At 64.1% G+C, this 12,642-nt stretch carries 14 protein-coding genes; 10 read left to right on the top strand and 4 right to left on the bottom strand.

The window, feature by feature from the left end:
- Positions 1–18: 18 nt before the first annotated feature.
- The 3 genes from ACFFDA_RS09620 to ACFFDA_RS09630 all read right to left on the bottom strand — a co-directional run bounded on the left by ACFFDA_RS09620 (position 19) and on the right by ACFFDA_RS09630 (position 2,981).
- Entirely contained in the window at positions 19–930 is a 912-nt protein-coding gene (locus tag ACFFDA_RS09620; protein ID WP_404478469.1) for an alpha/beta fold hydrolase, read from the bottom strand.
- An 11-nt stretch (positions 931–941) separates the two neighbouring features.
- Positions 942–1,856 carry an alpha/beta fold hydrolase gene (locus tag ACFFDA_RS09625; RefSeq protein ID WP_404478470.1) on the bottom strand — a complete coding sequence of 305 codons (915 nt, stop codon included), beginning with the start codon at positions 1,854–1,856 and terminating at the stop codon, positions 942–944.
- Between the two features lie 99 nt (positions 1,857–1,955).
- Positions 1,956–2,981, bottom strand: coding sequence for a hypothetical protein (locus tag ACFFDA_RS09630; protein WP_404478471.1), 1,026 nt, complete (start codon positions 2,979–2,981; stop codon positions 1,956–1,958).
- 310 nt (positions 2,982–3,291) lie between these two features.
- Between ACFFDA_RS09630 and ACFFDA_RS09635 the strand changes: the two genes are divergently transcribed.
- The 10 genes from ACFFDA_RS09635 to ACFFDA_RS09680 all read left to right on the top strand — a co-directional run bounded on the left by ACFFDA_RS09635 (position 3,292) and on the right by ACFFDA_RS09680 (position 11,933).
- The gene (locus ACFFDA_RS09635) at positions 3,292–4,761 is read left to right on the top strand and encodes an MFS transporter (RefSeq protein WP_404478472.1); all 1,470 of its coding nucleotides are present in this window, start codon (positions 3,292–3,294) and stop codon (positions 4,759–4,761) included.
- Positions 4,762–4,773: 12 nt separating this feature from the next.
- A complete protein-coding gene (locus tag ACFFDA_RS09640; protein WP_404478473.1) occupies positions 4,774–5,325 on the top strand; it encodes a cupin domain-containing protein in 552 nt (183 codons plus the stop codon).
- A gap of 91 nt (positions 5,326–5,416) precedes the next feature.
- Entirely contained in the window at positions 5,417–5,839 is a 423-nt protein-coding gene (locus ACFFDA_RS09645) for a Zn-ribbon domain-containing OB-fold protein (protein WP_404478474.1), read from the top strand.
- Positions 5,836–6,981 carry a thiolase family protein gene (locus ACFFDA_RS09650; protein ID WP_404478475.1) on the top strand — a complete coding sequence of 382 codons (1,146 nt, stop codon included), beginning with the start codon at positions 5,836–5,838 and terminating at the stop codon, positions 6,979–6,981. The genes ACFFDA_RS09645 and ACFFDA_RS09650 overlap by 4 nt, the downstream gene beginning before the upstream one ends.
- A 5-nt stretch (positions 6,982–6,986) precedes the next feature.
- Positions 6,987–7,817: an IclR family transcriptional regulator gene (locus ACFFDA_RS09655; RefSeq protein ID WP_404478476.1), complete on the top strand. Its 831-nt coding sequence runs from the start codon at positions 6,987–6,989 to the stop codon at positions 7,815–7,817.
- The gene (locus ACFFDA_RS09660; protein ID WP_404478477.1) at positions 7,810–8,457 is read left to right on the top strand and encodes a glutathione S-transferase family protein; all 648 of its coding nucleotides are present in this window, start codon (positions 7,810–7,812) and stop codon (positions 8,455–8,457) included. The genes ACFFDA_RS09655 and ACFFDA_RS09660 overlap by 8 nt, the downstream gene beginning before the upstream one ends.
- Positions 8,458–8,484: 27 nt before the next feature.
- Positions 8,485–9,054 carry a carboxymuconolactone decarboxylase family protein gene (locus ACFFDA_RS09665; protein ID WP_404478478.1) on the top strand — a complete coding sequence of 190 codons (570 nt, stop codon included), beginning with the start codon at positions 8,485–8,487 and terminating at the stop codon, positions 9,052–9,054.
- Between the two features lie 96 nt (positions 9,055–9,150).
- On the top strand, positions 9,151–10,074 hold the full coding sequence (locus tag ACFFDA_RS09670) for a VOC family protein (protein WP_404478479.1): 924 nt from the start codon (positions 9,151–9,153) through the stop codon (positions 10,072–10,074).
- 19 nt (positions 10,075–10,093) lie between these two features.
- Positions 10,094–11,218, top strand: coding sequence for an FAD-dependent oxidoreductase (locus ACFFDA_RS09675; protein ID WP_404478480.1), 1,125 nt, complete (start codon positions 10,094–10,096; stop codon positions 11,216–11,218).
- Between the two features lie 34 nt (positions 11,219–11,252).
- The gene (locus ACFFDA_RS09680; RefSeq protein WP_404478481.1) at positions 11,253–11,933 is read left to right on the top strand and encodes an NIPSNAP family protein; all 681 of its coding nucleotides are present in this window, start codon (positions 11,253–11,255) and stop codon (positions 11,931–11,933) included.
- Here the strand turns inward: ACFFDA_RS09680 and ACFFDA_RS09685 are convergent.
- On the bottom strand, positions 11,915–12,637 hold the full coding sequence (locus ACFFDA_RS09685) for a TetR/AcrR family transcriptional regulator (protein WP_404478482.1): 723 nt from the start codon (positions 12,635–12,637) through the stop codon (positions 11,915–11,917). The genes ACFFDA_RS09680 and ACFFDA_RS09685 overlap by 19 nt on opposite strands.
- Positions 12,638–12,642 lie beyond the last annotated feature (5 nt).

The following is a 12,642-nucleotide window of genomic DNA, read 5'->3' on the forward strand; positions in this document are numbered from 1 at the left end:
TGCGGGCCGGCGGTTCTGCTAGACGCGGGACATGTATTTGCGAATCGCCGGCACCACCAGTTCGGGCGAATCGTAGGCCATGAAATGCCCGGCGTTGAGCAGCAGAAATTCACCGCGCGGGATTTGCGCGGCTGCCGCCTGAATCGAGGCAACCGGCCGGCCCTGAAAGCCGCCCGCGCCGACCATTAGCACCGGGCAGCGGACCTGGCCGTAAACATCGGCAAACGTCGCCGCGCTGACCATGCGCATCGTGGCAGCCCACGAATGTGGATCGTTGGCCAGGTTCCAGCCGACAAAATCGGCGAACCGGCGGGGATTGATCTTCATCTTGTCAAATTCGGGATCGGCCATGCGCGGCATGACCCATGCCCGCGGGCCGTCCCTGACCATCGCGTCAGCCGAGGGATTGGCCGTGGCAGGCTTGCCTGAAACCGCCCCCAACGCCGGGCTGAGCGCCACAACGGCACGGACCTTGCCCGGGTGGGCAACGGCGAATTTGAGCGCCAGCGCGCCGCCCAGCGCGGCACCGACGAGCACGACCGGCCCGGTCAATCCGGTTGCGGCAAGCAGCGCGGTCAAATCGTTGATATGATCGTCGAAGGTGACGCTGCCGGTGAATTTTTCCGAGCGGCCGAACCCGCGCAAATCATAGCGCAGGACGGTGTGATCGCGTTCCAGCCCGGCGGCGACATCGGCCCAGGCTTCGTGGTTCATGCCCATTTCGTGCAGGAGAACCATCGGCGGCCCGGCGCGGCGCGACAGGTGGTAGCGCAGCATGACGCCGACATCGACGTATCCATCGGTTCCGGCGCCGTTCTTCGCTGCAGCCACTGAGCGGGCCAGCGTGGCGGCCGGCGCGGCGGCAGACAACAAAGTTGTCGCTACCGCGCCAAACTTGATGAAGCGGCGACGGGCAGGATTGATGGGCATGGCGGCGTCTCTCAGCGGTTGCGGCGCAGGAACGCGGTGATCAGTGCGGCGACCTGATCTGGCATTTCGACCGGCATGAAGTGGCCGCAGGGTAGCGAAGTGACGCGGACCGAACGCATTCCGGCGGCCAAGCGATCAATGGTTTGCTGGGAATCACTGTCATGCCCGGCCGCGACGAACAGGGTGGACGCGCGAACCTTGGCCGGAATCGGATCAAAATTGACGCTGGCAATGGCGCGGACCAGCGCCGCAGCGCTGCGCGGATCGTTGCTGATCTGGAGCCCTTCGAAAATCTGCCGCCCGGCCGGGTTGGCGTCGGGGGCGGCAAACTGCTTTTCCGCCATGCGCGGGCCCATCTCGCTCATCTTGGTGCGTTCAACCAGATCGGCCTGGGCGAGCATGGCCGCACCGCGGCCGCGCGGCCCGGCGGCGGGGGCGAGCGAGACTATCCCGGCGACGCGGGTGGGATACGTCGCCGCAAAGGCCAGCGCGATCGCACCACCGAGTGCGCAGCCGACCAAGGTCACTGGCCCGGCAAGGCGCAGCGCATCGAGGAGGCCGGCCAGATCGGCGACAAGATCGTCAAACGAAACGGGGGCGTCAATTTTCTGCGACAGGCCGAACCCGCGCAGATCGTAGCGGATATATTGGTGCCCGGCGGGCAGTTGCGGCAGGACGAGGTCCCATGACTGCAGGGCCATGCCGATTTCGTGCAGCAGGATGACGGCGGGACCGCTGCCGGTCGTTTCGTAGCGGACCGACTGGCCGTTGGCCTTGACCCATCCGCTGCGGGACGTTGCTGGCCGGACCGCGGCGCGGCGCCGGGGCGCGGCAACGGCCGCGGCGGGGAAGGTGGCTGCTGCCGCAGCGCATAACCCGAGGCCAAGGACAGTGCGCCGCTGTTCGCCGGATTTTTGGCTGCTCATGGGAATTGCCTCAATCTTCATGCGGCCAGGCGTGGGGAGTAGCGAGCCGCGGCCAAAACTGATCAGGGCGCGGCCATCGCGGCGCGCCCTGGGTACAGGTCACTTCACCGGCTTGCCGTTCCTCAGGCCGCGCTGGTTAGGGCCTGCGCCGTAATCGTACGGGATCGGTTTGACCCGCGACCGATCTCCCGGCGCGCGCCACAGGCCGACCCGGACCTCACCGACGTAACCGGCGCGGCGGTCGCCAGTGACAACAGGTGTCTGCATCGCCACTTCGGCGGGCGAACTGTAGCGGAACACGCCATCCCAGTTGACCGATGTTTTGGCCATGTGTTCCGGACTGCCCTTGTACAGCGGCAAACCGTAAACCTGCCGGCAAACCCACTCAGGGACGATGAACTGCGACGTCAGCAGAGCGTTGCGGCCCGACGTCGCCCAGTCCTGGTTTTCGAAGACCTGCACGTGAATGTGCGGATAGCGGCCGGGGTAGCAACCGGGGACAACCATGTCGAAGGTGATCTCGCCGTTCTGATCGGTGATGCCGGCGCCGCGCAGCCAGTTCTGGTCCGGGTGATTGTAGACAGAGTAGGTGCCGTGCGCATCGGCCAGCCACAGATAAACGAACTTGTTCTTCAGGCCGACACAATCGTAGGCATCGGTGATCTTGAGCTTGAGGCGGAACGGCACGCCTTCGGCAGTGCCCTTGAAATCGCCGAAGCTGCGCGTCAGATCGGTCCTGACGAGGCCGGACTGGACGAGGATATTGGGCGCGGTTTTGGCCATCTCCGCTGCCCGCGTAGGCGTGGTGTCGCCGATCGCCATGACAGATCCGTCGGCAGGAAACGGGCCCTGCGTTTCGCTAGGACTGACCACGCAGGCGTTCACGACCTTGCCGGCGGCCGATGCCAGGCCGGGGAACAGCGCGGTTGCACCAGCGACCGCGCCAAAGCCGAACAAGGCGCGGCGGGGCAGCATCAACGGCAAGTCCCGATGGAAATCGCCAAAATCATCATGCGGGTCGGCGGAGTGCCCGTGGGGGTCCGTCTTTTCCATTCCAGTTCGCTCCTCATGCAATAAATCGCCGGGCAAGCTGCCCAGCGTCGGACGACCCAAATTCAGCGTCATTATAGAGCATCGCGGGGAGGCGGAGCAGTCAGCGAAAATCGCTCCCTTACCATTCGCGCCGAAACCCGGTGCCGATCACCACCGATGCTGGTGGCGCGGCGAATCCCTCCGCTCCCATTACCATCCGCTGAGCGGAATGCTATTCTGACTTTGTCAACCTGCCACAGGTCGGCTTCCGCAACAAGAGAGATTGTTGCCGCTGCCGTGGCATCCGGACAGCGGCTGGTGGAAGATGTAGCGTGTTGATCCGGGGTGTGATCCCGCGAGGTGAAATCAGGTGCAAGCGACCCTGGGGCGGTTGAACAGACGGTTGAGCGACGACATCGGCGCCAAATGGCAAAGGGGTGAGAGCACATCGCTGCACAGCGTGTGCGGCGGGCGTGTCTACAAAGTGCGTTGCGCCGCCCCAACGGATCAGTTATCGCCAGCTGAAATAAAGCATTCGCTATGCGATAAGCGCTGTCTAGGGGACGGGATGATGGAACAAGCGGCAGAATTGAACAAGCGGTCCATCCCGGTCGTAATCGCGTGCGTGTCGGGCGTGTTCTTCGGGCCCGGACCGATGCTGGTGGCCGGAATCGGACTGCTCCTGACCTCGGTCTCGAACGAGATGGGCTGGAGCCGCACGATGTTTTCGGCGGTGCCGATGATCGCGGCATGGGCCGCGGCCGTCTCGGCACCGTTCTTCGGCCGGGCGATGGACCAGTTCGGCGTGCGCAACGTGATGCTGCCGTCCACTTTGCTGTTCGGGCTGTCGTTCCTGGGCATTGCGATCTTCAGCACCAAGACCTGGCATTTCTTTGCTGCGTACCTGTTGATCGGGCTGGCAGCCGGCGCGCAAGGGCCAGTGGGCTACAACAAGATCATCTCGCAGTGGTTCAGCAAGTACCGCGGGCGGGTGATGGCGCTGGTTGCGGCCGTGGGATCGGGGCTGGGGTATGCCATCATGCCGCCAATCTACAACTACGTGATCACTCATTATGGCTGGCGCGCCGGTTACTACATGGTGGCTAGCGGCATCGTCGTAATCTGCTTTACGCTGTCGGCATTGTTTCTGCGTGAGCGGGGCAAGCCGGCCAGCGCGGCGCAGCCGGCTGCCGGCGAGGCGGCCGCGCCGGTGCTGAAAGGCATCGAACGAGCCCAAGCGCTGCGCTCGGCCCCGTTTTGGCAATTGGCCCTGACGCTGTTCCTGGCCTGCAATGCGTTTTACGGCGTGCTGGTCCACATGTTCCCGCTACTGCTTGATCGCGGGGTCGATCGCGGGCTGGCGGCCGGCGCGCTTTCTCTGGTCGCGGTTGGGGCGATCATCGGGCAGATTTCGGCGGGGTTCCTGCTCGACCGGATCAATACGCCCAAGGTTTCCGTGCTGTTTTTCCTGACCGGGCTAACCGGCGTGGTCATCATCCACTTCGCCGCAGCGAGCAAGCTGGTGCTGCTCGGCGCGGTGTGCCTGGGGGTCGGGCAGGGCGCGGAACTGTCGGTGATTGCCTATCTGGTCACCCGGATCTTCGGGCTGCGCTCTTTCGGGGCGCTGTATGGGTTGATCTATGCCGGGGCCAACGCGGCGTCGGGCACCGGGCCGCTGCTGATGGGCATCGCCTATGACCGAACCGGTTCCTATGACCTGATGCTGTTCATATTCGAGGGCTTCCTGCTGATCAGCGCGGCCTCGCTCGCGCTGCTGCCAGCCTACCGCTTTACCGCGGCAAACGCCGACACCGCGCCCGCCAAGGCGCCGCCCGAAGCCGAGCCGGAAGCGGCTGCGCTGGGCACTACGTAAGGAGTTGGAATATTGACCAAGACAGTACGCCGAATTGTTACCGGCCACGACAGTGCGGGGAAATCGATCTTCCTGGAAGATGGCCCATCGCCGCAGTTCAACAGCGCGAGCAATCCGCGTGTCACCTATTTCGAGTTGTGGAACACCGCTGGCTCGCCGACGCCGATTTCGGCGGTTGAGCCCAAGGAACCCAACGATCGTCGGCTGCAGTTGCCGCCTCCATCGGAGGGCACGATCATGCGGATCATCGATGTCCATCCGGGCAATCATCGCCATATGGCGCAGCGGGCCGATGGCCGCTCGTCGCATATGCACCGTACCCGGACAATCGATTACGCGGTTTGCCTGTCCGGCGAGATTTACGCGGTGCTGGACGATAGCGAAACGCTGATGCGGGCCGGCGATGTGCTGATCCAGCGCGGGACCGATCACGCGTGGGAAAATCGTTCGGAGCAAGACTGCAGGATGCTGTTCATCCTGATCGACGGCGAATTTACCGACGAGCTGAAACAGCTATTGCCGGACATGGTGATCAATGTTGCACCGCCTTCCTTGAAGGAATGAGCGGGTTTGTATAATGGGAGCCGAATCCGCTGGGCGAAACAAGATTTCGGTGAAGACGGGTTCGGCTTTGCGTGAAAGGATAGTTTACCGCATGACTCCTCCCCAACCAGGCCTCGGGGCCGAGCCCGGCCCGGAAGTGGCGCCGCTGCGGGATATCATCGCGGACCAATCGCACTTGCGTGACGAAGGCGCGGGAACGCGCCTGATCGGCAGCGTCTGCGCAGCGTGCGGGACGGCGTGTTTTCCGCGCCGCGAGGTTTGCCTGAACTGCGGCAGCCGCGACGTGGCCGAGCGTCTGCTGGGCCCGAACGGCTCGCTCTATACGTTCACCACGGTGCACGTCTCGTCGAGCCGGGCGGTGCCTTATACTATTGGCTACGTCGATCTGGCCGAAGGCGTGCGCCTGCTGGCGTCGGTGCTGGGCGAGGATCTGGTGCCGGACATGGCGGTAACGCTGACAACAACGGACGAGGGCTTTGCCTTCGTTCCGCGTGGACAGGAGAAGCTGGCATGACCGAGGCATATATTGCCGGCGCGGCGATGATCCCGATGGGGAAGTACCAGGAAAGCTCGTACAGCGGGCTGGCGGTTCCCGCGTTGCTGGAAGCGTGCCGGACCGCCGGCGTGGCGTTAAAGGAAGTTCAGGCGATTTATTGCGGCCATGCGTTTGGCGGCATGCTGACTGGCCAGCGGATCGCCCGTGAAGTCGGCATCGGCGGCATCCCGGTCATCAACGTCGACAACGCCTGTTCGGGCGGTGCCACTGCCATCCAGTCCGGCTTCCGCTCCATCGAGACGGGCGAGCACGAAATCGTACTGGTGATCGGCGTGGACAAGCTGACTCAGTTTGGCGGCGGCACCCTGCCGCTGGTGGCAGAGGATATCGAAGTGCAGCAGGGCATGGTGATGCCGGCGCTCTATGCGATGCGGGCCAAGCGCCACATCCATGAGCGGGGTACCAAGCCGGAAGATCTGGCCAGCGTTGCGGTCAAGGCTCGACGCCACGGCGCGCTGAACCCCTATGCGCAGATGAGGAAGGAAGTCACGGTCGAGCAGGTGCTGGCCTCGCGGCCAATCGCCGAGCCGCTGACCTTGTTCCAGTGCTGCCCGACCGGCGACGGCGCGGCGGCTGTGGTGCTGGTTTCGGATGCCGTGCGCCGGCGGGCGCCCGCACCGGCTGCGCGAATCCGCGCCTCGGTGCTGCATTCCGGTCAGGTCACCGCGGGATTCCGCGATATGCTGCGCCCGGAGATCACCTTTCATTCGGCGCGCGATGCCTATGAGCAGGCGGGGATGGGCGCCGAAGACATCGGTATGGTCGAATTGCACGATGCCTTCACCATCGCCGAACTGGTCTATTACGAAGCCCTTGGCCTGTGCCCGGTGGGCGAGGCAGTGCCTTTCCTGCATTCCGGAGCGTCGACATTTGGTGGATCGGTGGTTGTGAACCCCAGCGGCGGGCTCATCGCCAAGGGTCATCCGGTGGGCGCCAGCGGCGTGGCGCAAGCGGTGGAGGCGTTTTGGCAGTTGACGGATCAAGCTGGCGCGCGCCAGATTGAAGGGGTACGAACGGCCCTGACCCACGTGACGGGCGGCGGGATTGCCGGTCTGGATCACGGGGCCTGCGCGATTCACATCTTTGAACGCGCCAATTGAGGGTGATGGAATTGGTCAAGCAATCAGCAGCCAAACGGGCCGACAGTCCGGCTGTGAGAAGCCGCTCCGCCGCGGCGGGCACAGGTACCGTGCACCGGATTATCCGGTTGATCGCGGCGATCGCCGCGGCGCGTGACAACGTGGGCGTGGGCGAACTGGCCCAGAAGCTCTCGCTGCCGATTCCCACGATCCACCGGTTGCTGCACCTGCTGCGGTCCGAAGGGGTCGTCGAATGGGATGCGCGGGCGCACCGCTATATGGTCGGGCCCGAACTCCACCGCATTTCGGCGCAGGTGACCTCGCTCACGATGATGAACGATGTCGCCAAGCGCGAGATCGCGAAGCTGTCGGACCAGACCGGGGAAACCGTGCTGTTCGGCATCTATCAGCCTGGGACGACTGCGATGTCGTTCGAGGTACGGGCGGAAGGGGGCCATCCCCTCCAGTACCGAATCCAGATGCACGTCCCGCTGTCGCTGGTGTGGGGAGCGTCGGGCAAGGCGATCCTCGCCTATCTGCCCGAGCCGATCATCGAGCGCGCTCTGGCGCAGGAAGTGGACCAAGCGCAAAGCGGGATGGCACCGCCGACGCTGGAGCAGCTGCTGGAAGAATTGGAACGCTGCCGTCAGGCTGGCTTCAGTGTCAGCGAGGGCGAAAAGCTGGCGGGCGCGCGCGGGGTGGCCGCACCCGTGTTCGGCCTGAACGGCGTGATTGGCTCAATCTGCATGACTTCGCCCAAGGAGCGCATTCCGATCAACCGGGTGGCCGAATTCGGCAAGCTGGTAACCGACGCGGCGCGGGCTCTCTCGCGCAGCCTCGGCGCGCCCGATGTCTGAGCCCGGTTCGGGGGCACTCATCACCGATCTGGCACCGCCGGTCCTGCTGCGGGCGACGCCAACTTCGCCATTTGGCCGCAAGGTGCGGATTGCACTGCGACTGGCCGGGCTGGATGGCCAGGTGGAGGAAGTGGCTGCTTCGCCCCTCGATGCGGCCGACCCGATCCGCAGGGACAATCCCGTTGGCAAGATGCCGTGCCTGCTCCTGGCCAATGGCGAAACGGTATTCGATAGCCCGGTGATCCTTGAATATATCGATCTGTTCGGTGCGACCCGCCTGATCCCGGTTGTCCCGGCGGCACGGATCGCGGCCTTGCGCCAACAGGCCCTGGCGGACGGCATTGCCGACGCGGCGGTCCTGATGGGATCGGAGCGGATGTTCCATCCGGTTGAGCATCTGAGCCAGAAGTGGCTGGACCATCAACGCGGCAAGGTGGAGCGCGGGCTGGCGGCGTTCGAGCGGGCGCTTCCGGACATCGCGCCCATAGACATCGGTGCCATCAGCCTGGCGTGCATGCTGGGCTATCTTGATTGGCGCAAGCCGGTTGAGTGGCGCGAAACGTATCCCGGTCTGGTCGCATGGCTTGACGCGTTCCGAGCTGCCGTTCCGGCATTCGATGCCACTGCGGCGCCAGACTGACTCTCATTTGTCCCGGGTAATTTGACCATGAGCCATACCAACGCGACACATTCCCGGCTGCCGCTGCCGGACCGGGCTGACATGACCGCCGAGCAGGTGGCTGTCTTCGATCAGGCGATGGCCTTTTTCGGCGCGCCCATCGGCCCGCGCATTGCCTTGATCGATACGCCCGAAGTTGCGCTGGCATGGTCACGGCTGCTGATCGCACTGGAGGCGAGCGCCTTGCCCAAGCGGCTGTGGGAACTGGCTATCCTAATCGTGGCGCGCGACTGGAGTTCGCAGTTCGAGTGGTGGGCGCACGAAGGCAAGGCGGTTTCAGCCGGGATCTCACGGCAGGCAATCGATGCTATCCGTGACGGCAAGCGTCCGCAATTTGCCGAAGCCGACGAGGCAGCGACCTATGCCTATGTCCGCGAACTGCTGCAAAAGCGTTCCGTTTCGGACGACGTGCATGCGCGGCTGCGCAAACTGATCGGCACGCGCCAGTTGGTGGAATTGACGGTGCTGGTCGGCCATTACAGCAATGTCGCGATGACGCTGGTGGCCCATGCGGTACCCCTGCCGGCCGGGGTTACACCGCCGCTGCCGCGTACCTAGCGGCTTATTATCGCCTGAGATCTTTCGCCCTTTAGGGAACCTCGCGCTTGCAAATTAACGCATGCGTGAATAAACTGGGCGGCAAGGAGAGATCAGATGCGAATCGTAGGTGTGGAAGCGCTCGTCTTCGGGGTCGAGGATATCGCGGAATGCGTCCGTTGCTGCCAGGATTTCGGGCTCGATCTTGTGCCGAGTTCGGCGGCATCTGCGCCGGTGCTGACCGCGCTTGATGGTTCTTCCGTGCAGATCAAGCGGCTTGACGATCCCAGCCTGCCGGCCATTGACATTCCCGGGCCAACGCTGCGCCAGGTGATCTGGGGCGTGCAGGACAGCGAAACGCTTGATCTGATCGCCGCTGAACTGGGCAAGGACCGCGACACTGCGCTGGTTGATGGATTGCTACAGACGCGCGACGACAATGGCGTGGCCATCGCGTTCCGGCTGGCCACCAAGCAGTCGCAGGCGGAGCCGTTGCCAGCCGCGAACGTGCCGGGGCATTTTCAGCGTCCGGTCAACGAACGGGTGGAATTTGCCCAGCGCGTGCGGCCCCGCGGGATTGCCCATGTGGTGTTCGACTGTGCTGATGAGCCCAAGGCGCGGGCGTTTTATGTCGAGCGGCTGGGCTTCATCGTATCGGATTCCTTCCGCAACACCGGCGCGTTCCTGCGCACCAGCATTGCGCGCGAACACCACAGCGTCTTCACCGTGCAGAAGGAGAAGTCCGGCCTGAACCACGTGGCGTTCTATGTGACGGATTTTCACGAGGTGATGCTGGGCGGAATGCGGATGTCCGAAAAGGGTTGGGAAACGCACTGGGGGCCGGGACGGCACAAGCTGGGCTCCAACTACTTCTGGTATTTCAAGAGCCCGCTGGGCGGCCAGTTGGAATTCACCTGCGACGTCGATCATGTCGACGAGAACTGGGTGCCGCGCGAGCTGGAATTCAGCCGCGAAAATTCGGCGATGTGGTCGGCCACCGGGGTGATCCCGACGAAATTGCCGCCGCTGGAACACGTATAAATAGCGGGAAGAGAACGTCATGGCGCTGAAAAAGGTTCTGGTCGTTGGCGGCGGCATCGGCGGCCTTTCCGCGGCAATCGCGCTCAGCCGGCGCGGCATTGCTGTCGACTTGGTTGAGATCAACACGAAGTTCACCGTCTATCATGTTGGCATTATCGTGCAGGCCAACCTGATCCGCGCGATGAAGGAACTGGGCCTCGCCAACAAACTTGTCGCCGCCGGCTTCCCCTATCGCGGAGTCGAGATGTGCGACGCCGACGGCAAGTGCCTGAAGCACGTGCAGGGGCCGCGGATCGCCGGCGATGAATATCCGTCCGATCTGGGCATGGGCCGTCCGGCATTGCATAAGGTGCTGACCGAAGCGGTGCATGAAACCACGACCGACATCCGGCTGGGCGTGACGTTTACCGAGATCGACCAGCGCGGCGATCATGTACACGTAACATTTACCGATGGTACGGAGCGCGACTACGACGTGGTGCTGGGCTGCGACGGGGTTTATTCCAAAGTCCGCGCCAGCGTGTTCGGCCCACAGTACAAGCCCGAGTTCACCGGACAGGGCGTGTGGCGCTATAACGTGCCGCGGCCTGAAGGCCTTGATGTGGCGGCGCTTTATTCCGGCGATGGCGGCAAGGCCGGCTTCGTCCCGCTGACCCCGGACACGATGTACATCCTTATGGTCCGCGAGGAGAAGGGCAATCCGCAGATGCCGCCCGAGCGCCTGGCAGAGTTGTTCCGTGAACGGTTGGCCGGGTTCGGCGGCTATGTTGGCGAAGCGCGCGACAAGTATATTACCGACAGCTCGCAGGTGGTCTATCGGCCGCTCGAAGCTTTGCTGATGCCGGCACCGTGGTACCGCGGCCGCGTGTTGCTTATGGGCGATTCCGCCCACGCCACTACGCCGCACATGGGGCAGGGCGCGGCGCAGGCGGTTGAGGATGCCGTGGTGTTCGCCGAACTCGCCATGACGGATCTGCCCGTGGAGGACATGCTGAACCAGTTCATGGAACGGCGGTACGAGCGGTGCAAGTTCATCTGGGAGGCTTCGATCCAGGTAGGCAATTGGGAGATGACGCGCGATCCCGCTGCCGATCACGCAAGCTTGCGCGTGAAGATGCTGGAAACGGTGGCGGCGCCGCTTTAACCCGGTTTCGGACGGAGCATTGAGGGGACTCGGGATGATCATCGACATGCGCGTCTATCGCTATGTCCCGTCGCAATTCGGTGCGTTCCTGCGAAGTTATGACGAGGTTGGCTATCCCATCACGTCCCGCCATCTGGGGACTACTGTCGGGGTGCTGACCGCGCGCAGCGGGCTGCAGAACCGGACGCTGCAGTTGTTCGCCTACCGCGATGCGGACCACCGGGACGAATGCCGCCGCGGGCTGCGCGGCGATCCGGAGTGGCTGTCGTTCGTTCGCGGGGCGAGCCAGGCGATTGTCGAGCAAAGCAACACGATCCTGCGCGCGACGGCGTTTTCAGCGTTGAATGACTTCGAGCAGTTGACCGACCGCACCTGGCTGGCCGGCGCTGTTCCGGACGGCATGGTGTTCGATCTGCGGAGCTATACGGCGCATCCCGGCATGTTGCCGCAAGTGCTGGACTTGCTGGCCACTGAAGGCTGCGACCTGATCAACGAGTTTGCCGAGCGGCCGGTGTGCTATTTCACGGCCGATACCGGGCCGGCCAACCGCGTCCTGCTGCTGTTTGCCTACAGCAGCGATGGCGAACGCCACCGGCGGCGGGAACGGATGGGTAGCGACGCGCGGTTTCAGGCGCTGGGCGCGCGGATCGATCCGCTGTTCGCATATCAGGAAGGTGACCTGTGGTTGCCGCGACCCTATTCCCCGCTGCGCTGAGTTCCGTCCGAGCGTAGCCCGCCTAGCAGCAGATCGCTGATGAAATCGGCGAAGCGCTTCGCATATTCATCGGCTGTCGCCAGCGGGTGTCCCGCGGCCATCAAGATCGGCCGGCCGATGGCGGCCTGTTCGACCATGCCGACGATGGTGAGGTAGAGCAGCACCGGATCGACATGGCGCATGGTGCCTGCATCTTCGCCCGCAAGCAGGATGGCGCGGTAATCGGCCACGCCCCGCCGCGACATTTCCGCAAGCAATTCGCCAGCCTCGGGTGTCTGGGCGCTGAGCACTTCCTCGGTAACCAGGCGGTGAAAGAACGGGTAGGCGATCTGAAATCGAAGGAACCCTTCGATCCGCGCGCGAAGGCGTTCCTCGGCGCTTTCGATCCGGGCGAGGGGGCGGGCGACTTCATCCTGGAAGCGCGCCAGCAGGCCGCGGGCTGCGGCCCGCAGCAAGCTAGACTGGTCCTTGAAATGATAGTTGATCAGCGCCGGATTGACACCGGCATGGCGCGCGACCGCGGCGCGGGTGATTCTGTCCGGCGAGACGGTGCGGAGCAGATCGCACACCGCATCAACCAAGGTTGCCGCACCAACGGCATCGCCCCCGCCGGCGGCCGGGCGACCAGCCAGTCGGCTGCTCGGGGCGGCAACGGTGCCGGGTTTCGCGGGCTTGCGGCGGGGTACTTTTGCGGTGGTCGGCAAGGCTG

It is taken from the genome of Novosphingobium sp. BL-52-GroH, from assembly GCF_044813085.1.
GTDB lineage: Bacteria > Pseudomonadota > Alphaproteobacteria > Sphingomonadales > Sphingomonadaceae > Novosphingobium.

What these genes read in the sequence shown, in the direction of transcription:
- ACFFDA_RS09620 (WP_404478469.1), bottom strand. Translation starts at nt 930, where the DNA reads ATGCCCATCAATCCTGCCCGTCGCCGCTTCATCAAGTTTGGCGCGGTA.
- ACFFDA_RS09625 (WP_404478470.1), bottom strand. Translation starts at nt 1,856, where the DNA reads ATGAGCAGCCAAAAATCCGGCGAACAGCGGCGCACTGTCCTTGGCCTC.
- ACFFDA_RS09630 (WP_404478471.1), bottom strand. Translation starts at nt 2,981, where the DNA reads ATGACGCTGAATTTGGGTCGTCCGACGCTGGGCAGCTTGCCCGGCGAT.
- ACFFDA_RS09645 (WP_404478474.1), top strand. Translation starts at nt 5,417, where the DNA reads ATGACTCCTCCCCAACCAGGCCTCGGGGCCGAGCCCGGCCCGGAAGTG.
- ACFFDA_RS09650 (WP_404478475.1), top strand. Translation starts at nt 5,836, where the DNA reads ATGACCGAGGCATATATTGCCGGCGCGGCGATGATCCCGATGGGGAAG.
- ACFFDA_RS09655 (WP_404478476.1), top strand. Translation starts at nt 6,987, where the DNA reads ATGGAATTGGTCAAGCAATCAGCAGCCAAACGGGCCGACAGTCCGGCT.
- ACFFDA_RS09660 (WP_404478477.1), top strand. Translation starts at nt 7,810, where the DNA reads ATGTCTGAGCCCGGTTCGGGGGCACTCATCACCGATCTGGCACCGCCG.
- ACFFDA_RS09665 (WP_404478478.1), top strand. Translation starts at nt 8,485, where the DNA reads ATGAGCCATACCAACGCGACACATTCCCGGCTGCCGCTGCCGGACCGG.
- ACFFDA_RS09670 (WP_404478479.1), top strand. Translation starts at nt 9,151, where the DNA reads ATGCGAATCGTAGGTGTGGAAGCGCTCGTCTTCGGGGTCGAGGATATC.
- ACFFDA_RS09675 (WP_404478480.1), top strand. Translation starts at nt 10,094, where the DNA reads ATGGCGCTGAAAAAGGTTCTGGTCGTTGGCGGCGGCATCGGCGGCCTT.
- ACFFDA_RS09680 (WP_404478481.1), top strand. Translation starts at nt 11,253, where the DNA reads ATGATCATCGACATGCGCGTCTATCGCTATGTCCCGTCGCAATTCGGT.